Source organism: Alcaligenes sp. 1735tsa3, assembly GCF_024134565.1.
GTDB classification, from domain to species: Bacteria; Pseudomonadota; Gammaproteobacteria; order Burkholderiales; family Burkholderiaceae_B; genus Alcaligenes; species Alcaligenes phenolicus.
Window position 1 is genome coordinate 1,783,825 of the sequence record NZ_CP099862.1, and the last position, 19,968, is coordinate 1,803,792.

Consider the following 19,968-nt stretch of genomic DNA (forward strand, 5'->3'; position numbering starts at 1 on the left):
CGCCTTTGTTCGCCCTGGGTGGCACGGCATTGTTTCGCACCTGGCCTGAATAACACTACCTCTACGCTCTATTTAGACAACCTGATGGAGGGATCGTTCTTAGCGGCGGATGCCACACATGCCATGCCTAAAGACCAGATTTAGTTGGCGCAGCCGAAAACAAACGTCAAAGGCGAAGAAATTTTTGCCCACATACGCAAGGCCATCGTCGATGACCCGCACAACCGCTTTTCCGTTCCCCACCCTGTCTAACGTGGTCTGATCTGGATCGTCGATGCTGCGGCGAATATGCTCGTATACACCACATCCTCAGCGAAGGCATCTGGACGGCCCGTGCCACTTATGACACTGTTACCAGTATGAGATAGGTCAGGCAGGGGTAAGAACGAAATTCTGGCCATCGATCCCGATGCTGGCAAAGTCTTAGTACCGACCTTCAGCACTGGCGCCATCAAACGTCGGTTGACTTGCCAGCACTCCCAAACAGTCTGGCGCTACGCAACGTGCTGGCCAAGTTCGTCAGAGCAACCTTCGACTGGAAAGCTGCTATGAACCAGTTTGCTATCATGTTCGGCGAACGGTTTACTGCGGCGCGGGGATAACAACTTTTAAAACGCCTCGCCCACAGAAATACGGACAGGCTCGGCAATGCGCTAGACGTGCCTAACGTAATTAAATTATGGCTTTTTTGCATGTGACCGAACAAGTTGAACAAGTCGAGCAGACCTATAAACAGGCATCAGCGACGCTATACGCTATTCAAGCTCATTCGACTGTTTGAACACATAGTGCCGTAAACACAGCCTGCAGGGCAGGCCCCCTTACCCCGAGCCTACCCCCTCCAAGCAGCTTTTCCACAAACACTCAAAGACAGAAAATTACGCAATATCCCGAAACGCCTCCCGCAAAGCCCGCGCACCATTTGTCAGCAACCCAACATCCGACCCTACCGCGACAAACACGGCCCCCAGTTGCAAGTAAGTGCGAGCCAGAGCCGCGTCGCCACTAAGAATACCTGCCGCTTTACCTGCTTTACGAATCTCACCGATAGCGGTGGCTATTGCCTGCTGCACTTCAGGGTGTCCAGGATTACCCAAATGTCCCATCGACGCCGCTAGGTCAGCGGGACCGATGAAGACTCCGTCTACGCCGCTGACCTGTGCAATCTCGGGCAGGGCTGCCAGACCCGCCATGCTTTCAACCTGTACCAGCGTACAAATCTGGGCATCCGCCTGGGCCAGGTAATCGGGTATTTGTTGCCAGCGTGAAGCTCGTGCCAGGGCTGCTCCAACCCCACGCACTCCAACGGGTGGATAGCGTGTGGCGGCGATGATACGCGTGGCTTGTTCGGCGCTTTCGACCATCGGGATGAGCAGGGTCTGGGCCCCCACATCAAGTAATCGTTTGATTTCTACGGTGTCATCACTCGCGGCACGGACAACCGCGTGCGCCGGTGTGCCCGCCAAGGCTTGCAATTGCGCCAAGGTGGAGGGCACGGTGTTGGGGGCGTGCTCGTTGTCGATCACCAGCCAGTCGTATCCGCTACCTGCGAGTAATTCGGCGGTGTAAGCGTTGGCCAGGCCCAGCCATAGGCCAATGACCGGATCGTTCTTGTCAAGCGCTTGTTTGAAGGAGTTATGCATAGCTGAGTCTTGAAGAGTGATGGTTCAGACGAAGTGGCAGCCGACGCTGCCCAGTGGTCCGAAGTCCGCATGAAAGGTGTCGCCCGTGTTGGCATGCACGGGACGGGTGAAAGAGCCCGAGAGCACGATGTGCCCAGGTTCAAGGCCACTGTCGAATGCCGCCAGGCGGTGGCATAGCCATGCAACACCGTTGGCGGGGTGATTCAGAACACCCGCCGACAGGCCTGTCTCCTCGATCACGCCATTACGCATCAAGAGTGCACCCACCCAGCGCAAGTCCAGATCATCCACACGCACTGGACGGCCACCAAGGATCACGCCTGCATTTGCCGCATTGTCGGCAATGGTGTCGACCACTCGTCGAGGTCGCCTGGTTTCACGGTCTAGCTGTTCGGAGCGCGCATCAATGATTTCCAGTGCAGGCATCACGTAGCGGGTGGCGTCCAGCACATCTAACAGTGTTACCTGCTCGCCCGCCAAGCGGCGGTTCAGGATGAAAGCCAGTTCCACTTCCACTCTGGGATGGATTAACTGATCGCGTTGGATTTCACTGCCATCGCCCCAGAGCATGTCATCGAGCAGCACACCGTAGTCTGGCTCATCAATCTGTGAAGCCATTTGCATCGCCCGCGAAGTCAGGCCGATCTTGTGGCCGACGATGCGCTGGCCACGGGCAAGCTTCATCTGTACCCAGGCATGCTGGATGGCATAAGCATCGGTGATGCTCATCTCGGGATAGCTCAGCGAAATCTGACGTATCTGCTCGCGAGAGCGCTCGGCCTTATCCAGGTATTCGGCGCTTTGGCGCACTTCATTTGCATTCAACATCTGGGCCTCCGGAATATATCGGGGCTGGGGCTTGCCAGCTCAACAACTGCTGCGCCTGCCCCTGGTCTTTCAGGGCCTGCCATTGCAGGGGAGAGGGCGTTACAAGCTGGAAATCGGCTGATACCTTGCAGTACCAGCCAGGACTGTGAAGACGCCCGATCAAGGCCATGGGCAAGGGGTCGATGAACATTCTTGTGACATCGGTAACGGCCTCATCGCACAGGTGTACGCCCACGATGTCTGCCAGTACAAAGGTGCGTATACCGTCGATATCAATCAACTGGCGTACCTTGCACTCCATCGAACATGGGCTCGATCCGACTCTTGGTACGGCCACCTGCTGGCTCGGGAGCATTTCAAGCTCCGCCTCTTCGGCTTCATTAAGCCCGGTCTCAAAGTCTATGGAGGTGATGGCCATGCGCCCGGCCATGTTTTCCGAGACCAGATTGACCACAAATTCGCCCTGGTCGACGATGTTGCGTGCTGTGTCCTTGGGTTCACCCGCGCGCGAACCGATGCAAAGGCACAGCAGCGGTGGATCTCCGGACATCACATTGAAAAACGAAAACGGCGCGACGTTGACTGCACCTGAGGTACTGCACGAACTTACCCATGCGATGGGTCGGGGAATCACCGTAGAGTGCACCAGCTTGCTACGTTGCGCGCTGCTTAAAGCTTCCATATCGAAATACATGTCTCACTCCTGCTAGCTATACATTTAGCGATTGGCGATGGGGCCCGTTTGCTGCTCATTTTCTGCGACACCTGCGCTGCGAGCCGTGGCCTGATGCAGCTCGATCAGGTTTCCTGCAGGATCGCGCAGGAACAACTGTTTGAGGTTGGGAGAGGCAACATTGTCGAGAGTGAAGTACTCGATGCCTTGCTCCACCAGTTCTTGTTCGGCGGCGAGTATGTCCTCGACGGCAAGGGCAAAGTGATTCGAGACTGGGTCCTGATCTGGTCCTTTGGCGTACTGGGAAACACCTTCGCAGCCAAGAATGTGCAGCTGGGTGCCATTGGGCAGGTTAAACCAGGAACCGTAAATGCCAGGAATCTTCCAGCGAGACGGGTCTTGTGGCAAAGCCAGTACGTTGCGATAGAAATCAAGCATGGCATCGGCCTGCGCATGATTGACGCCGAAACCAACATGGTGCAATTCAATTACTTTCATGGTGTATAGGCTCCTTCGGGATTTTTTAATTCAGGCTTGGCCTTTGATTGTCGTGAAGCAATGGAAATATAGTACGACTATCGTATTATACGCAAGCGGTACTATTTCTATGAGCTATGATTTCCCACCTTCCCTTTGGTATTGAGCTTGACCCATCATGCAACGGTCCAAAACATCTGCTTCTACGTCATCTTTCACGGCTCTTCAGGCAGTACGGCCGCACTTGGAGTTGATGCGTGCTAGTGCTGACGAAACCACCAACCCAAGCCGTGCAGGGCTAGGCTTGTTGATGCTGTGGCTGTGTGACGATATTGAGCAAAGCGCTAACAGCCGCCTTGCGTCATTCGGGCTGTCAGAGAACAAATTCGATGTGCTGATGTTTTTCAGTCTGGCAGAGCGGGGATTGGTGGAGAGCCAGGCGATCACTCCGTCCAACATCGCGGAGTATTTCGGTGTGACGCGCTCCACAGTGACATCCTTACTGGACTGGCTGGAAAAACGCGATCTGCTGCGCCGCAAGTTAAGTACCGAGGACCGACGCAGTTTTGCCTTGGAGTTAACGGATGAAGGCCGTAAGTTGGTGGACGAAGCACTGCCGGCGTTTTGGCAAATGTGCGAATCGCTAACCAGCAGTCTGGATGAAGAGGAGTGCGAGGTACTACAAAAGCTGCTCGCCAAACTCTGGACCCAGCTCAAGTCCGGCGCTAAAACGGGCCGTCGCTAAGCAGCAGTACGGCAGACAGGCTTTTAATCTAGTGCTTAAAGCCGATTATCGCTGTGTCCACCACCCGGCCCAGACCCCCGAGCCAGCTCCATAAACGCCTGCAGGTAATCAATTACCGTCTCCGTCTCCCTCATGCCCAGAAAAATCTGCTTGGCGATGCCGTGCTTGCCTAACTTGACCGGCACCACATCCAGCTTCTCTGCATATTCTTCCACCAGCCATCGCGGCAGCGCCGCTACGCCACGGCCACTGGCAACCATCTGCATCATGATGTCCGTCGTCTCAATCGTTTTATGACGTCGGGGGGCGATACCAGCAGGCAGCAGAAACTGGTTGTAGATATCCAGCCGGTCTATGTCCACCGGATAGGAAATCAGTATTTCCCTGTCCAGGTCCTTAGGCTTGGCGTAGTCCACATTCGCCAGGGCATGGGCCTTGTTCACTACCAGCACCTGCTCGTAGTCGAAGACGGGCTCGAATTTCAGGCCTGGCTTATAGAGCGGGTCTGGGGTGACCAGCAGATCAATTTCATACCCAAATAGCGCACCGATCCCGCCAAACTGAAATTTCTGCTTCACATCCACATCCACGTCTGGCCAGGCGCTAAGGTACGGCGAGACGATCTTCAGCAGCCATTGATAGCAGGGGTGGCATTCCATGCCGATGCGCAGTGATCCTCGCTCGCCTTGGGCGAACTGTCCCAGGCGTTCTTCTGCCAGATCCAGCTGGGGCAGGACGCGGTTGGCGACGGCCAGCAGATACTGCCCGGCTTGAGTCAGTTGCAGGCTACGGCCTTCGCGACGCCAGATTTCTGTGCCCAGTTGCTGCTCCAGTTTCCGCATGGTGTGGCTAAGGGCAGATTGGGTAACGTGCAGCACGGCAGCGGCGGCGGTCAGGGACCCTTGCTTGTCAACTTGCTGCACAACGGCCAGGTGGATGCGCTCTAACATGATACGTGAATGATATTCATGGGTTGGTGAGATAAGACCATTTTACTTCATTGATACGGCTTCCTACAATGCAAGTCATTCATTCATCCACTGGCCTTTAGAGAGCAGCACATGACGACGATTCATAATCTTGGCTTTCCGCGCATTGGCGCCAAACGGGAACTGAAGTTCGCCTTGGAGTCTTACTGGAAGGGCGAATCTTCGCGTGACGAACTCAAGGCTCTGGGCGCACAACTGCGTCAGCGTCACTGGGAAAACCAGGCGGGTCTGGATCTGGTGCCCGTTGGAGATTTCTCTTTTTACGATCAGGTGCTGGATGCCAGCTTCTTGCTGGGTAACCTGCCCGAGCGTGTACAGGGCTTTCATGGTGACGAGCTGGATAACTATTTCCGCGTAGCGCGCGGTCGTTCGGCCAAAGGTCTGGAAGATCACAGCGCTTGCTGCGGTGGTGTGGCGGCTGGTGAAATGACCAAATGGTTCGACACTAACTATCACTACATCGTCCCCGAATTTACGGCTGACACCCAGTTCAAGCTGGACGCTTCGCGTTTGCTGGAGCAGCTGGCTGAAGCCAAGGCTCAAGGCGTGAAGGCCAAGCCTGTGATTATTGGCCCCGTGACTTATCTGGCATTGGGCAAGGCCAAGGATGAATCCAACAAGCTGGCTCTGCTGGATCGCTTGCTGCCCGTGTATGTCCAATTGCTGGAGACGCTGGCTAAAGCCGGCGTTGAGTGGGTGCAGATTGACGAGCCTATTCTGGTTACCGAGCTGGATGCCGATTGGCAGCAAGCGTTCAAGACCGCTTATCAGCAACTGAAAGCTGCTGGCGTGAAGTTGCTGGTAGCCACTTACTTTGGTCAGTTGCTGGAAAATGCTGCTTTGGCCGCCAGCTTGCCTGTCGCCGGTTTGCATGTAGATGCCATCAATGATCGTGATGGCGCGGATGCACTGCTCAAGCTTTTGGGTGACGACCAGGTCTTGTCCCTGGGCGTGATCAATGGCCGCAATATCTGGAAAACAGATTTGACCGCTGTACTGGACTGGGTTGAGCCCATCGCCAAGCAACTGGGTGATCGTTTGTGGATTGCTCCTTCCTGCTCGCTGCTGCATGTGCCGGTTGATCTGGACAGCGAAGAGAAGCTGGATGCCGATGTGAAGTCCTGGTTGGCCTTTGCTTTGCAAAAGCTGGATGAACTGCGTGTATTGGGTAAAGCCTTGAGCCAAGGGCGTGATGCCGTCAAGGCAGAGCTGGCCGATAACCTGGCCGCTTTGACTGCCCGTCGCAACTCGCCCTGTGTGAATAATCCTGCTGTGAAAGCAGCGGTGGCGCGCATCTCGGCCGAGCTGGGCAAGCGCAAGAGCGTTTACGAACAGCGTGCTTCCAAGCAAGCTGAATTCCTGAAACTGCCCGCATTCCCCACCACCACGATTGGTTCTTTCCCACAAACGGCAGAAATCCGTCGTGCTCGTAGCGAGTTCAAGGCCGGTCGTCTGGACGAAAACAGCTATCAGGCCGCAATGCGTGCCGAGATTGAGCGCAGCGTGCGTGAGCAGGAAAAACTGGGTCTGGACGTGTTGGTGCACGGCGAAGCCGAGCGTAACGACATGGTCGAATACTTTGGTGAGCAGCTGGACGGCTACGCATTCAGCCAGTTCGGTTGGGTGCAGTCCTACGGTTCGCGCTGCGTGAAACCACCCATCCTGTTTGGTGACATCAGCCGCCCTCAAGCCATGACGGTGGAATGGATCACCTACGCCCAGTCGCTGACTCAAAAACCCATGAAGGGCATGTTGACCGGCCCCGTGACGATCTTGAACTGGTCCTTTGTGCGTGATGATCAGCCTCGTTCGGCTTCTTGCCTGCAACTGGCGCTGGCCATTCGCGAAGAAGTGCTGGATTTGGAAAAGGCCGGTGTGCATGTGATCCAGATTGACGAAGCCGCCTTGCGTGAAGGTTTGCCTCTGCGTAAATCGCAATGGCAAAGCTACCTGGATTGGGCCGTGGAAAGCTTCCGTATCACCGCCAACGGCGTGGGCGATGAGACGCAAATCCACACACATATGTGTTACTCGGAATTCAACGACATCATTTCTTCCATTGCCGATATGGATGCGGACGTGATCACCATTGAAACCAGCCGCTCGGACATGGAATTGCTGGAAGCCTTCGAGAACTTCCAGTACCCCAACGAGATCGGCCCTGGTGTGTACGACATTCACTCGCCCAATATTCCGACCGAGCAGCACATTGTGAATTTGATGAAAAAAGCCGCCGAGCGCGTGCCAGCAGAACGTCTGTGGGTGAACCCCGATTGCGGTCTGAAGACACGCCAATGGGCTGAGGTGATTCCAGCTTTGACCAATATGGTGGCCGCAGCGAAAGCCTTGCGGGCAAGTGCCTGATCAGATCATGAGCTGAGTTTGGCGGAAAGTCCCGGCCAAATGCCGGGACTTTTTTTGAGGCTGATTCAAACCTGTTTTCTGGCTTTACCAGGAAGAAGAGAGTAAGCAGTGCAGCCCCCCGAAGCAGCTCAGACAATCAGCACAGAGTGTACATAAATAAGATGAATTTATTTTTCAAGATCAATGACTTGGCTCGAAAATAAATTCGAGATTGAAATCAGAAATTAGGGCATACATAAAAATGAATAAAGAATTCGCGTTCAGCATCAGAAGCATCCGTTTTGATGAAAACTACCGTCCAGCCGATAACACACGTATCACCACTAACTTTGCCAATTTGGCCCGTGGTGAAAGCCGTCAGCAAAACCTGCGCAATACTCTGAAGATGATCGACAATCGCTTCAATAGTTTGGCGCATTGGGACAACCCGAATGGGGACCGTTATTCAGTTGAACTGGATATTGTCTCTGTTGATATTGATGTTGAAGGCAATGGTTCTACGTTTCCGACCGTCGAAATTCTGAAAACCAGTATCGTTGATCACAAGGAAAACAAGCGTATTGAAGGGATTGTGGGTAACAACTTCTCTTCGTATGTGCGTGACTACGATTTCAGTGTGGTTCTGCTGGAGCACAACAAGAACAAAAACGGTTTCAGCGCCCCGGAAGGCTTTGGTGACTTGCATGGCAAGTTGTTTAAGGCTTTCGTGAACTCCACGCTGTACCAGGACAACTTCAACAAATCCCCCGTGATTTGCCTGAGCGTATCCAGCAGCAAGGTCTACCACCGTACAGGTAATCAGCATCCGGTATTGGGCGTCGAATACCAGCAAAATGAGTTCTCGCCGACCGATGAGTACTTCGCGAAAATGGGTTTGCAGGTTCGTTATTTCATGCCCCCAAATAGCGTTGCGCCTTTGGCCTTTTACTTTCGTGGTGATTTGCTCAGTGACTACACGAATCTGGAATTGATCAGTACCATCAGCACGATGGAGACATTCCAGAAAATCTACCGCCCCGAGATTTACAATGCCAATTCGGCAGCAGGAATGCGCTATCAGCCCAGCCTGAAAAATGCGGATCATTCGGTTACGCAAATTGTCTACGATCGTGAAGAACGTAGCCGTCTGGCGGTTGAGCAGGGCCGGTTTACCGAAGAGAGTTTTATCAAGCCATACAAAGTTATTCTTGATCAATGGGCAGCCAGTTACGCGCTTTGATTCATCAAAAACAACAAGGTTATTTAATTATGAAAAAATTGCTACCCACCTCCACCGCTGGCAGTTTGCCTAAACCCTCCTGGCTTGCTGAACCCGAGAAACTGTGGTCGCCCTGGAGACTGGAAGGTGAGGACCTGGTCGAAGGCAAGAAAGATGCACTGCGCTTGTCCTTGCAAGAACAATTGCACGCCGGTATCGATCTGATTAGCGACGGCGAGCAAACCCGCCAGCACTTTGTCACTACTTTCATCGAACATCTGGAAGGCGTGGACTTTGAAAAGCGTGAGACCGTGCGTATTCGTGACCGTTACGATGCCAGCGTTCCAAGCGTTGTCGGTGCTGTCAATCGCCCCAAGTCCGTATTTGTGGATGATGCCAAGTTCCTGCGCCAGCAAACCTCGCAGCCGATCAAATGGGCGCTGCCTGGCCCCATGACCATGATCGATACGCTGTATGACAACCACTATAAGAGCCGTGAGAAACTGGCTTGGGAATTTGCCAAGATCCTGAACCAGGAAGCCAAAGAGCTGGAAGCCGCAGGCGTGGATATTATCCAGTTTGACGAACCTGCTTTCAACGTGTTCTTTGACGAAGTGAATGACTGGGGTATTGCTACGTTGGAACGTGCCATTGAAGGTCTGAAATGCGAAACCGCCGTGCACATTTGCTACGGTTACGGCATCAAGGCCAACACCGATTGGAAAAAGACCCTGGGTTCGGAATGGCGTCAATACGAAGAGTCCTTCCCGAAGCTGCAGCAATCCAAGATCGACATCATTTCTCTGGAATGCCAGAACTCCCACGTTCCTATGGATTTGATCGAACTGATCCGTGGCAAGAAAGTGATGGTTGGCGCCATTGACGTGGCCACCAACGTGATTGAAACCGCTGACGAAGTGGCCAACACACTGCGCAAGGCGCTGAAGTTTGTGGACGCTGACAAGCTGTACCCCTCCACCAACTGCGGTATGGCACCTTTGCCACGCGCCGTGGCTCGTGGCAAGCTGCACGCCCTGAGCGCCGGTGCTGAAATCGTTCGCAAGGAACTGTCGGCCTGATTGGTTTGATACCTTCGCGCTAGCTAGTTTCAGACTGCCCCCAGCAAACAGTATTGATGGCTTTGCCATCGCTGTTGCTGGGGGCAGTTTTATTGGCGCAGATGAAGGAGAGATAGGTCGTTTTTAATGCAGGCATCAGGGCGAAGATTGAGTGGATCGGGGCTGGTAGTGGTTGCTATTGAGTAGCAATGCTGGCTCGCTGGGACAGTTTGACCGGTTTGCTCAGTACCTTCCCACGCTATTAAATGTGTGCTTCCTGGATACTCCGCTCCACTAATGCTTCATAAAGCGCCTCTTGCCCTGCCGGATAGACCGGCAGCAGGGTTTCCTTTCGCTTCTGCTTATCAAATAGCGATTCCACCAGCCAACCCACAAGATATAAAGATGCCAGGCATCCGCCTGCATTTGCGACCTTGCCATAGCAAACCAAGGCTTGGTCGACCGGCTCCAGATCGACACCATTTAATAAAGCGCGTGCATCTGGATGTGTCGTAGCCCGACGCCGGGGCAATAAGTTCAAGCGCTCCAGGAAGAACACGCCTGCGCAGATCGAACCTATGAACTGCCGCTCTGGGTTCAGATGCAAATTGGGCAAAAAGTCCGGATTACTCATAGCCGCAGGCACTCCCTTTTTACCGCTGCTGAACAGGACGGCATTGGCACGGCTCGCTTCGGATACAGGGCCGTGCGTCTGTATTTCCAAACCATGCGCAGACCGTAAAATAGGCGTCGTGCCCAAGATTTTGACACGCCAGTCCTGTGTGTTTCGACCTAGCAGGTCCCACATCAAGAACAGGTCTATGTCCGTGAATTGGTCAAAGGCAATCAGTGCTATTTCTTTCATTACAAGCTCCATGAGAAGGACCGCCGTTGTGCCGGGGCGGTCATCGTGAGGCTTCGTAGTCTATTTATCCACTAATCACCATACACAGCCTGTATGTTCCTGCGATGAGAAAGCTGACGAGAGACGATTGGATTGAGGCCGGTTTAAACAATCTGGACCTGGAAGGCCATAGCGGGGTTTCAGCGGAACGGGTGGCCCGCCGCTTGAATGTGACGCGCGGCTCGTTCTACCACCATTTTTGTAGCCGCGAGGACTTTGTACGGGCGCTGCTCTCGGCCTGGGAGCAGGACTATACCGAGCGCATGTTGGACTATGCAGCGCAAGGGGCGGGGCCTACGCAGGTCTTGAAGCGTTACATTTACATCGCAGCAGATAAGCAGCCCAATCGTGAAGTTGCTATCCGTGCATGGGCTTTGCATGATCCCGTGGTTGCCGAGTATCAGACGCGTGTTGATGCCAGGCGTTTGGCTTTTGCGATCAGCACATCGAAAAGCGCTTTTCTTTTGCCCAAGCATTCCGAGATTGTGGGTGAGATGGTGCATTTGTGTTTTATAGGCGGACAGCAATCGGGTGTACGCCATAACGCGGCGCGTTTCGCCAACTTGCTGGGCGATGCCTTGGCTTTGTTTCGCCCGCGCTCCAGGTTTTAGGGGGCGGGCAGAAAAGGGGGAGGGCGGGAAAAAGGGCAGAGCGATGAATAACACTAATGCCCAACCGCCAACCGCCAACCGCCAACCGCCAACCGCCAACCGCCAACCGCCAACCGCCAACCGCCAACCGCCAAACCTGCACGCTAAGTCTTAGGCCCTAGGCCTCAAGTAACGAATTCTCCAAGCAGCCGGCAATGCCCAGTCGCTGCGACTGTAGATTCCCCCGAGTAAAGAAATTCTTGTCTACCATAAAGAAATGAACTAGGATTCACTCATGTAATGAATCGAGGTTCACTTCTTTATGGCCTATCGTCAAACCCCTGCCGTTGAAGCTCGTCTGCAAGACAATCGCAGCCGTATTCTGGAAGCCGCTCGTGCTTTGGTCAGTGAAGGTGGCTGGCAGGAAGCCCAGGTGGCCAGTGTGGCGGCTGCGGCGGGTATGGCCACTGGGACGGTCTATCGCTACTTCCCGTCCAAGGCCGAGTTGTTCGCGCAAGTGCTGTCGCAGGTGTCTCAGCGGGAGGTGGATGTACTCACAGACATTGCGCAGGCTGACGGAGCCTCTATGCTGCGCCTGCATGCCGCAGTCTCAACATTCGTAAAACGCGCCATGCGTAATCCTCGTCTGGCGTATGCCTTGATTGCCGAGCCATGCGATAAGGAAATCGACGCGGCTCGTCTGGTGTATCGCGCCGCGATCAGCCAGGTCATTCACTCCATTGTTTCCATGGGGCAAGATGCCCAGGAAATGCGCCAGGATGTGCAGCCCGATATTGCGGCTACCGTCATTGTGGGCGGTTTCATGGAAGGGCTGATTGGCCCGCTTTCTCCTTTAAGCCGTCAGCAGCACGATGGCACGGACAGTTACCAGCGCCAAGTGGCTGCGCTGGCTGACCAGATTGCCCAGATGGCGTGCGCCAGCGTGGCAGTCCTTTCTGCCACGCCTTAGAAAAACAGTTCGGAGACAACCATGAACCAAGCGCTTCCCCTCAGCATTTTGAATGCGCCCGAGGATCGTTACAGCACGCATCAGGTTTTGAATCAGGCTCTGCCCGCCAGTGGTTTCAATGCTTTTACGGGCGATCAGGTTTTAACTGAGGCCATTCGCCGCGAAGCCCCGTGGGCCGAATCGCGTTGTCAGGCTTTGGGGGCGGTGGCTGGTGATGAAAATGTTCAGGAGTTGGCCCGTTTGGCGAACCGTCATATCCCTGAACTTAAAACGCATGATCGCTTCGGCAACCGGATTGATTGGCTGGAATGTCACCCCAGCTGGCATGAATTGATGACCCTGGCCTGGCAGCACGAGGTGCCGAATTTAAGCTGGCGTACGCAAGAGAAAAACGGCCACTTCGCTCGTGCGGTCTTGTCCTATCTGTGGAATCAGGTGGAGCATGGTACGGGCTGCCCGACCGGCATGGCGTATGCGGCGTATGCCGGTTTCGAGGCTGAACCTGCTTTGGCGATCTGGGCGGACAAGCTCAAGGGGACGCGCTACGAATACAGTCGTCGCGAAGTGGGGGATAAACCCTCGGTGGTCATTGGCTATGCGATGACAGAAAAGCAGGGCGGTTCAGATCTGCGTGAGACGCAGACTACTGCGCGCTTCTCCCATAGCGCGGATTATCACGGCGCTACGGCGCATTGGTATGAGCTGACGGGGCATAAGTGGTTTTGTTCAGTGCCGCAGTCTGATGGCTTTTTTACGCTGGCTAAAGTCAATGGCGGTGTTACTTGTTTCTTTTTGCCCCGCACCTTGCCGGACGGCAGCTATAACCGCTTTTTTGTACAACGCTTGAAGGACAAGGCGGGCAATCGTTCCAACGCGTCCAGTGAAGTGGAGTATGCGGGCACGCTGGCAATTCGGGTTGGGGAAGAAGGGCGCGGTATTCGGGAAATTCTGTCGCACTCGCATTTGACGCGTCTGGATTTTGCGATTGGCTCGGCGGGTTTGATGCGGCAGGCGCTGACCTTGGCCCTGCGTCACACGACATCACGCAAGGCTTTTGGAACCTCCATTGCCGATCGGCCCATGATGAGCAATGTGCTGGCGGATATGGCGGTAGAAGTGGAAGCGGCAACCTTGATGTCCTTGCGCGTGGCCAAGGCCACTGACCTGATGCAAAGCAGTGACCACGAAAGGCTGCTGGCTCGGGTGGCCACGCCTGCGGCTAAATACTTCAATTGCTCGCGCGCCCCCTCCATTGCGAATGAGGCTTTGCAATGTCACGGCGGCAATGGCTTTATTGAAGAAAACCCCATGGCCCGTGTGTATCGAGAGGCCCCCTTGAACAGCGTTTGGGAAGGGACGGCGAATATGATGTGCATGGATGTGCGGCGCGCCATGATCAGAGATCCGCTTACGGTGGAGGCGGTTTTCAATGAAATCAGACCCTTGGCCGGGCAAGACAAGCGATTCGATGCCCTGGTACAGCACACTGAGCGTTTGGTTCGGGCGGCAATCGAGGATGAGTTCCTGGCCCGCCCCATGACCGAAGCCGTCGCCCGCGTTTTGCAGGCGGCCGAGCTGCTGCGCTATAGCTCTCAAGAAGTGGCGGATGTGTTTTTAAGTACGCGTTGCGGCGGGGAAGTGGGGGCTTGGGGAGTGCATTACGGTACCTTGGGAACGATGGCATCTTCGTCAGTCGCGCAGAAAATTATGCGCAGAGCGATGGTGACAGATTGATTTGTGCTGTTCGCAGAGCCTGGAGGGAGCAGGGGCTATCTGGATCAAGTCCAGGATAGCCCTTGTTCTTTGGAGTCCGACGGCTTTGCAAGTAATGCAGCGCCAGTCTTACGCTGCTGTGCAGACCCTTAATCGGTGTCCATCCGGGTCCAGTGCAACGAATGTGCGCCCAAAAACGGCTGTCATGGGCTCTTGCTCTATGGTGATACCCGCAGTCACCCAGTTTTGATACAGCTGATCAACAGCCGCATCATCGTCCACTAAAAAAGAAAGCTCGGAGCGATGCCCAGTTCCGGATGATACAAAGCTGGCTGCCTGGGTAGACCACAAACCCAGGGTCAGGCCCTTGTTCAGTTCAAACGCGACATAGGTGGGGAAGGATTCAGCGGGCGCTTTCTGAAGCAGCTTTTCATAGAAAAGGCTGCTGGCGGCGGGGTCTTGGACATAGAGCAGCAAAAGGTTTGGGTGATTCATGATCGCTCCAACAAGGTGATTGAGCAGATCATTATGGGTGACCATACTGCCAAAAAATGGCAGTATCTGGCATGGCCCGAGCAGAACGACTTCTCTCCCTTTTACAAGTGCTACGCCGACACAAGCGCCCGGTGAGTGGTGCGTGGCTGGCCCAAGAGTTGGGTGTCAGCATTCGGACCTTGTATAGGGACATTGCTTCCTTACAGGCGCAAGGTGCCGATATAGAAGGGGAGCCGGGAGTCGGCTATGTGCTGCGACCTAGTTTCATGCTGCCACCCTTGATGTTTTCTCAAGCAGAGCTGGAGGCCTTGATACTGGGCTTTCGCTGGGTAGAAAAGTTTGCGGACGAGCCGCTGACCAAAGCGGCTGGCGATGCCATGGCCAAGATCTCTGCGGTCTTGCCCGATAGCTTGAGAGACAGCCTGGACAGCACCGCTTTACGGGTTGGGCCTAGAGTGATTCAGGATGCTGAGCTTGTTGATCTCGGCATTGCGCGTACAGCGATTCGTTTGCAGCGCAAGCTGCGCATCACTTATATAGACGGGGCAGGCCAGGAGTCGGAGAGAGTGATCTGGCCTTTTTCCTTGGGCTACTTTCAGCACTTCCGGATTCTGGTGGGTTGGTGCGAATTGAAAGGGGACTTCCGGCATTTCCGGACGGACAGGATACAGCGCTTGGTCTGTCTGGAGGAGTCTTATCCCCGACATCGGGCTGATTTGTTCAAACAGTGGCGCGCAACACAAACAGAGCTACGCTACGTGCCTGACACCTGACACCTGACACCTGACACCTGACACCTGATTCCAGATTCCAGATTCCAGATTCCTGTGACCTTGCTTTGTGAAAACCGGTTTCTCTGTCCTGGTCGTCAAGCCCTCCTTGCAAGAGGGTTTTTTCTTGGTCAATTATTGTTATGTTATAACATCTCAAAATTGATAGAAGTCCTTTGCAAGGAACGGCCCATTGATGCCTCAAGGAAGAAGAGAAATGACGATGAACCTCGATAACATGCTGGTTGATCCCGCAGTCCGCATTCCCGTAACGGTTTTGTCCGGTTTCCTGGGGGCGGGCAAGACGACTTTGCTGAACCACATCCTGAACAATCGCGAAGGCCGCCGCGTGGCCGTCATCGTGAACGATATGAGCGAGGTCAATATTGATGCCGCTTTGGTTCGTGACGGTGGTGCCGAGCTATCGCGCACCGATGAAAAGCTGGTGGAAATGAGCAACGGCTGTATTTGCTGCACCTTGCGCGAGGACTTGTTGTTGGAGGTGGACCGTCTGGCCAAGGAAGGGCGTTTTGATCAGTTGGTCATTGAATCCACCGGCATTTCCGAGCCACTGCCCGTGGCTGAAACGTTCACCTTTGAGGGCGAGGATGGCCGTTGCCTGGGTGAAGTCGCGCGCTTGGACACTATGGTCACGGTAGTGGACGCCTTTAACTTTCTGCGCGATTACAGCTCGCAAGACAGCATCCAGTCCCGTGGCGAATCTTTGGGTGAAGAAGATGCGCGTACCGTTGTGGACCTGTTAATTGAGCAGATCGAGTTCTGTGATGTGCTGGTTCTGAACAAGATTGATTTGATCAGCGAGCCAGAACGCGAGCGCCTGATGGCCATTCTGAACAGTCTGAATCCCCGTGCTCGTATTGAAACAGCCGAGTTCGGCCAGGTGCCTTTGGACCGCGTTCTGAACACCGGCTTGTTCGATTTTGAAGAGGCTTCCAAAGCGCCAGGCTGGCTGCAGGAATTGCGTGGTACTCATACCCCGGAAACCGAAGAGTACGGCATAGGCAATTTTGTTTACCGCGCCCGCCGTCCATTCCACCCGCAGCGTTTCAAGGCACTGGTCGAAAGTGAATGGCCTGGGGTGGTGCGCTCCAAAGGCTTTTTCTGGTTGGCGAACTTCCCGACTCTGGCGGGCTCCTGGTCACAGGCTGGCGCGGTGGCTCGCTATCACGTGGCGGGTTACTGGTGGGCGTCCATGCCGCCTGAACGCTGGCCGGAGGATCCCGAAGCGGTAGCGCTGATCAAGGAAAAATGGGACGAACGAGTAGGGGATGCGCGTCAGGAGTTGGTTCTGATTGGCATGGATATGGACGAGGAAGCACTGCGCGCCCGTTTCGATGCCTGCCTGTTAAGCGATGAAGAAATGGCCAGCGGCCCCAGCACCTGGACAACATGGACGAATCCGTTTTCAGACTGGCCTTGATGGCGTTGAGGTCTTGCCAGGTCTTTGCCAGCGTGAGCAAGGCCTTTTGATTGGATGTTGAGTATGACTGTTGTACTTCCCGACCCGGCTTTGAATGATTCCTCCCATGGCCTGACTCCGCTTTCCTGGGTGGGTATGGAGGGAATCGATCTGCCCATTACCGTGCTTGAACGAGGCTATAAGCAGCAGTTGCATGCGCGGGTGGATGCTCAGGTTGATTTGCCCTTGGCACATGTAAAAGGGATACATATGTCCAGGCTGTACCGCTTGCTGAATGACTTGCCGCCAGAACAGTCCTTGTCACCGTTAGGGCTGCGGCGTCTTTTGCAAGGCATGGTGGATAGCCAGCAGGACTGTGGAACGCGCAGTGCACGACTGTGTTTTCGCTTTGATTTATTGGTGCGACGGCTTGCCTTGGTCACGCAGGGTCTGGCCGGCTGGAAATCCTATCCCGTCGTGCTGGAGGCCAGGCTTTCGGACGATATGTTTATGTGCAAGGTGCAGGTTCAGATAGCTTACTCATCGACCTGTCCTTGTTCGGCTGCGCTCGCTCGGCAGTTGATTGAACAGGGCTTTATGCAGGCCTTTGGAAAGCAGCCTGTCTTGCATGCAGATGAGGTAGCTGCCTGGTTGCACAAGCACGCCAGTCTGGCCACTCCACATAGTCAGCGTAGTCAGGCTCTGGTTCAGATTCAAGTATCGGAAGACAGTGAGGACTTTGGGTTTTTGACGCTGATTGATCGCATTGAAGAGTCATTGGCAACACCCTTGCAAACCGCCGTCAAACGAGCAGACGAGCAAGCCTTTGCCGCCTTGAATGGTCAGAACCTGATGTTTGTGGAAGACGCGGCGCGTCGTATAGAAGCGGCCTTGGGGGACTATCAGAATCCTGGTGTTCAGGTCCGACATCTGGAGAGTCTGCATCCCCATGATGCAGTGGCGTTCAAAACTCCTGTATCGGAAGGGATGCCTTTTCTGCGACTGAGCGGGGGCGTGGCGCCATGAATGTTCTAGTCCTGCTTGTTCGCGGCTATCAGCTTTTTATTAGCCCATTGCTGGGGCCACGTTGCCGCTTTTATCCAACTTGCTCCCAGTATGCGATTCAGGCTTTGCAGGTGCATGGCCCCCTCAAAGGAACTTGGCTGGCTGCACGGCGCCTTGTTCGTTGTCACCCTTGGCATCCGGGCGGGCATGACCCTGTTCCAGCTCTTGATGATCGGGGTGGGCAATCGCTCAAGCAAGCAGGAGAAGACCGTGGGTAAGGATGCAGCACCAGAAGAGTCCATAGTTCAAGCCCAGCAAGCCATTGTGGAGAGTTTCCAGTTCCTGGGGAACTGGATGGCCCGCTACGAATATTTGATTGATCTGGGGCGCTCCTTGCCGGACTTCCCGGACGAATGGCGTACCGAGATGAACCGTTTGCATGGCTGTCAGGCACAGGTCTGGATGGTGTCTGAATTGCGTGATCACAAGTTGTTTTTTCAGGCCCGTAGTGATTCCGCCATCGTCACCGGCTTGTTGGCTTTATTGATGCAGGTGTACTCGGGGCGTTTGCCGCAAGAAATCCTGTCCCATCCCCCTGACTTTTTACGAGCAATTGAACTGGAGCAGCATTTGTCACCGAATCGCGCCAATGGTCTGTTTCACATGATGGAGCGGATTCGTTTGACAGCGCAAGACGCTCTGGATGTAGAAGCCACAAAGGTAAAGCCATGACGCCAGAAATTCCGAAGGCCTCTACCTCTGAGGCTGCAGAAACCGCCAGGCAGCATACTTTGCGTCATGCCGATTTGCTGCTCTGTGGCGCTACGGTAATGACACCTAATGGGGCCGAGCGTCTCGACATCGCCTGTGCGCAAGGCCGGATTACGGCTCTTGGTGATTTGTTGCCCGGCTGGAGTGCAGACTGTGTGCTGGACCTTAATGGCCTGCATGTTTTGCCAGGGGTGATCGACAGTCAGGTGCATTTCCGAGAGCCGGGGCTGGAGCACAAAGAGAATCTGGAAGCGGGTACACGGGGCGCAGTCCTGGGCGGCGTGACGGCGGTTTTTGAAATGCCCAACACCTATCCCTTGACCTTGGGTGCTGCCGATTTGCGAGCCAAGCTGGATGCTGCTCAAGGCCGAAGCTGGTGTGATCATGCCTTTTATATCGGTGGTTCTGCCTTGAATGCCGATTCCTTGCAGGAACTGGAACAGCTCCCAGGTTGTGCAGGCATCAAGGTCTTTATGGGCAGCTCCTTTGGAGACCTATTAGCGGATGAGGACGCCGTGCTGCGTCGCATCTTGCGTCATGGTCGCAGACGGCTGGCAGTACACGCCGAGGATGAGGCCAGGCTGCGTGAACGCAGATATATCGCCCTGGATAGTGGCGACGTGCGCCAACACCCGATTTGGCGTGATGTGGAAAGTGCCTTGAAGGCAAGCCAACGCATTGTTCGTCTGGCGGCAGAGGTGAAGCGCCGATTGCACGTGTTGCATGTGTCTACCGCAGAGGAAATGCAGTTTCTGGCCGCGCACAAAGATCGCGTAACGGTGGAAGTGACCCCACACCATCTCAGTCTGCAAGCTCCCGACTGTTATGAGCGTCTGGGCAGCCTGGCGCAAATGAATCCCCCGGTGCGCGGGCAGGTTCATCAAGACGCGCTGTGGCAGGCGATTCGTTCGGGCGTGGTGGATGTCATTGGCAGCGATCATGCACCTCATACCTTGCAGGAAAAGTCTCAAGCCTATCCCGCCTCACCCAGTGGCATGACTGGCGTGCAAACCTTGCTGCCCGTGATGTTGAACCATGTACACGCAGGCCGCCTGAGTTTGCAGCGACTGGTGGATTTGACCAGTGCCGGACCTGCCCGGATTTTTGGACTGGAAGGCAAGGGACGCATAGCCCTGGGTTTTGATGCAGATTTCAGTATTGTGGATTTGAAGGCACGCCGCCGCGTCCGCAATGACTGGATTGCCAGCGTCAGCGGCTGGTCTCCCTACGACGGCATGCCAGTTGTAGGCTGGCCGATTCACACCATTGTGCGCGGCCATTGTGTTGTTCGTGATGAAGTCCTGGAAGGGCAGGCTCAAGGCAGGCCGCTGCGTTTTCTGGAAGTCCTTTAACCG

Annotated in this window: 20 protein-coding genes; 13 read left to right on the top strand and 7 right to left on the bottom strand. The window is 54.8% G+C overall.

Annotation, left to right across the window (positions count from 1 at the left end):
* Positions 1-878: 878 nt before the first annotated feature.
* The 4 genes from hpaI to NIZ92_RS08220 are packed head-to-tail and all read right to left on the bottom strand — an operon-like array spanning position 879 to position 3,642.
* On the bottom strand, positions 879-1,643 hold the full coding sequence (gene hpaI / locus NIZ92_RS08205; RefSeq protein ID WP_254003057.1) for a 4-hydroxy-2-oxoheptanedioate aldolase: 765 nt from the start codon (positions 1,641-1,643) through the stop codon (positions 879-881).
* A 24-nt stretch (positions 1,644-1,667) separates the two neighbouring features.
* Positions 1,668-2,471, bottom strand: a complete 804-nt coding sequence (hpaH, locus tag NIZ92_RS08210; RefSeq protein WP_254003058.1) for a 2-oxo-hept-4-ene-1,7-dioate hydratase — start codon at positions 2,469-2,471, stop codon at positions 1,668-1,670.
* Positions 2,455-3,165: a flavin reductase family protein gene (locus NIZ92_RS08215; RefSeq protein ID WP_254003059.1), complete on the bottom strand. Its 711-nt coding sequence runs from the start codon at positions 3,163-3,165 to the stop codon at positions 2,455-2,457. The genes hpaH and NIZ92_RS08215 overlap by 17 nt, the downstream gene beginning before the upstream one ends.
* A gap of 24 nt (positions 3,166-3,189) precedes the next feature.
* Positions 3,190-3,642 (bottom strand): VOC family protein, encoded by a 453-nt coding sequence (locus NIZ92_RS08220; protein WP_035268061.1) that lies wholly within the window; start codon positions 3,640-3,642, stop codon positions 3,190-3,192.
* 157 nt (positions 3,643-3,799) lie between these two features.
* On the opposite strand from NIZ92_RS08220, the gene NIZ92_RS08225 reads away from it, so the two are divergent.
* Positions 3,800-4,366: a MarR family winged helix-turn-helix transcriptional regulator gene (locus NIZ92_RS08225; protein WP_035268060.1), complete on the top strand. Its 567-nt coding sequence runs from the start codon at positions 3,800-3,802 to the stop codon at positions 4,364-4,366.
* A 35-nt stretch (positions 4,367-4,401) separates the two neighbouring features.
* Here the strand turns inward: NIZ92_RS08225 and NIZ92_RS08230 are convergent, their stop codons facing one another.
* Complete coding sequence (locus tag NIZ92_RS08230; RefSeq protein ID WP_254003060.1) at positions 4,402-5,316, bottom strand: LysR family transcriptional regulator; 915 nt, start codon at positions 5,314-5,316, stop codon at positions 4,402-4,404.
* Between the two features lie 111 nt (positions 5,317-5,427).
* On the opposite strand from NIZ92_RS08230, the gene metE reads away from it, so the two are divergent.
* From metE to NIZ92_RS08245, 3 genes are all read left to right on the top strand, one after another.
* On the top strand, positions 5,428-7,719 hold the full coding sequence (metE, locus tag NIZ92_RS08235) for a 5-methyltetrahydropteroyltriglutamate--homocysteine S-methyltransferase (RefSeq protein ID WP_254003061.1): 2,292 nt from the start codon (positions 5,428-5,430) through the stop codon (positions 7,717-7,719).
* 241 nt (positions 7,720-7,960) lie between these two features.
* Positions 7,961-8,938, top strand: a complete 978-nt coding sequence (locus NIZ92_RS08240) for a DUF1852 domain-containing protein (protein ID WP_254003062.1) — start codon at positions 7,961-7,963, stop codon at positions 8,936-8,938.
* 29 nt (positions 8,939-8,967) lie between these two features.
* Positions 8,968-9,996 carry a methionine synthase gene (locus NIZ92_RS08245; protein WP_009454664.1) on the top strand — a complete coding sequence of 343 codons (1,029 nt, stop codon included), beginning with the start codon at positions 8,968-8,970 and terminating at the stop codon, positions 9,994-9,996.
* A 241-nt stretch (positions 9,997-10,237) separates the two neighbouring features.
* On the opposite strand, the gene NIZ92_RS08250 is transcribed toward NIZ92_RS08245, so the two are convergent.
* Positions 10,238-10,840 carry a DJ-1/PfpI family protein gene (locus NIZ92_RS08250; RefSeq protein ID WP_035268046.1) on the bottom strand — a complete coding sequence of 201 codons (603 nt, stop codon included), beginning with the start codon at positions 10,838-10,840 and terminating at the stop codon, positions 10,238-10,240.
* A 104-nt stretch (positions 10,841-10,944) separates the two neighbouring features.
* Here NIZ92_RS08250 and NIZ92_RS08255 point away from each other — a divergent pair, with 104 nt between their 5' ends.
* From NIZ92_RS08255 to NIZ92_RS08265, 3 genes are all read left to right on the top strand, one after another.
* Positions 10,945-11,490, top strand: coding sequence for a TetR/AcrR family transcriptional regulator (locus NIZ92_RS08255; RefSeq protein ID WP_254003063.1), 546 nt, complete (start codon positions 10,945-10,947; stop codon positions 11,488-11,490).
* A gap of 301 nt (positions 11,491-11,791) precedes the next feature.
* On the top strand, positions 11,792-12,439 hold the full coding sequence (locus NIZ92_RS08260) for a TetR/AcrR family transcriptional regulator (protein ID WP_247965527.1): 648 nt from the start codon (positions 11,792-11,794) through the stop codon (positions 12,437-12,439).
* Between the two features lie 21 nt (positions 12,440-12,460).
* Entirely contained in the window at positions 12,461-14,173 is a 1,713-nt protein-coding gene (locus NIZ92_RS08265; protein WP_254003064.1) for an acyl-CoA dehydrogenase family protein, read from the top strand.
* Positions 14,174-14,281: 108 nt separating this feature from the next.
* Here NIZ92_RS08265 and NIZ92_RS08270 read toward each other — a convergent pair whose 3' ends face one another.
* Positions 14,282-14,647: a VOC family protein gene (locus NIZ92_RS08270; RefSeq protein ID WP_060185933.1), complete on the bottom strand. Its 366-nt coding sequence runs from the start codon at positions 14,645-14,647 to the stop codon at positions 14,282-14,284.
* A 71-nt stretch (positions 14,648-14,718) separates the two neighbouring features.
* On the opposite strand from NIZ92_RS08270, the gene NIZ92_RS08275 reads away from it, so the two are divergent.
* The 6 genes from NIZ92_RS08275 (at position 14,719) to NIZ92_RS08300 (ending at position 19,965) form a co-directional block, all read left to right on the top strand.
* Positions 14,719-15,420: a YafY family protein gene (locus NIZ92_RS08275; protein WP_254003065.1), complete on the top strand. Its 702-nt coding sequence runs from the start codon at positions 14,719-14,721 to the stop codon at positions 15,418-15,420.
* Positions 15,421-15,640: 220 nt separating this feature from the next.
* A complete protein-coding gene (zigA, locus tag NIZ92_RS08280) occupies positions 15,641-16,858 on the top strand; it encodes a zinc metallochaperone GTPase ZigA (protein ID WP_254003066.1) in 1,218 nt (405 codons plus the stop codon).
* Positions 16,859-16,921: 63 nt separating this feature from the next.
* Positions 16,922-17,863, top strand: a complete 942-nt coding sequence (gene folE2, locus NIZ92_RS08285) for a GTP cyclohydrolase FolE2 (RefSeq protein ID WP_254003067.1) — start codon at positions 16,922-16,924, stop codon at positions 17,861-17,863.
* The gene (yidD, locus tag NIZ92_RS08290) at positions 17,860-18,120 is read left to right on the top strand and encodes a membrane protein insertion efficiency factor YidD (RefSeq protein ID WP_254003068.1); all 261 of its coding nucleotides are present in this window, start codon (positions 17,860-17,862) and stop codon (positions 18,118-18,120) included. Before folE2 ends, yidD begins: the two co-directional genes overlap by 4 nt.
* Positions 18,017-18,574, top strand: coding sequence for a SufE family protein (locus NIZ92_RS08295; RefSeq protein ID WP_254003069.1), 558 nt, complete (start codon positions 18,017-18,019; stop codon positions 18,572-18,574). Before yidD ends, NIZ92_RS08295 begins: the two co-directional genes overlap by 104 nt.
* Positions 18,571-19,965 (top strand): dihydroorotase, encoded by a 1,395-nt coding sequence (locus NIZ92_RS08300; protein ID WP_254003070.1) that lies wholly within the window; start codon positions 18,571-18,573, stop codon positions 19,963-19,965. Before NIZ92_RS08295 ends, NIZ92_RS08300 begins: the two co-directional genes overlap by 4 nt.
* Positions 19,966-19,968 lie beyond the last annotated feature (3 nt).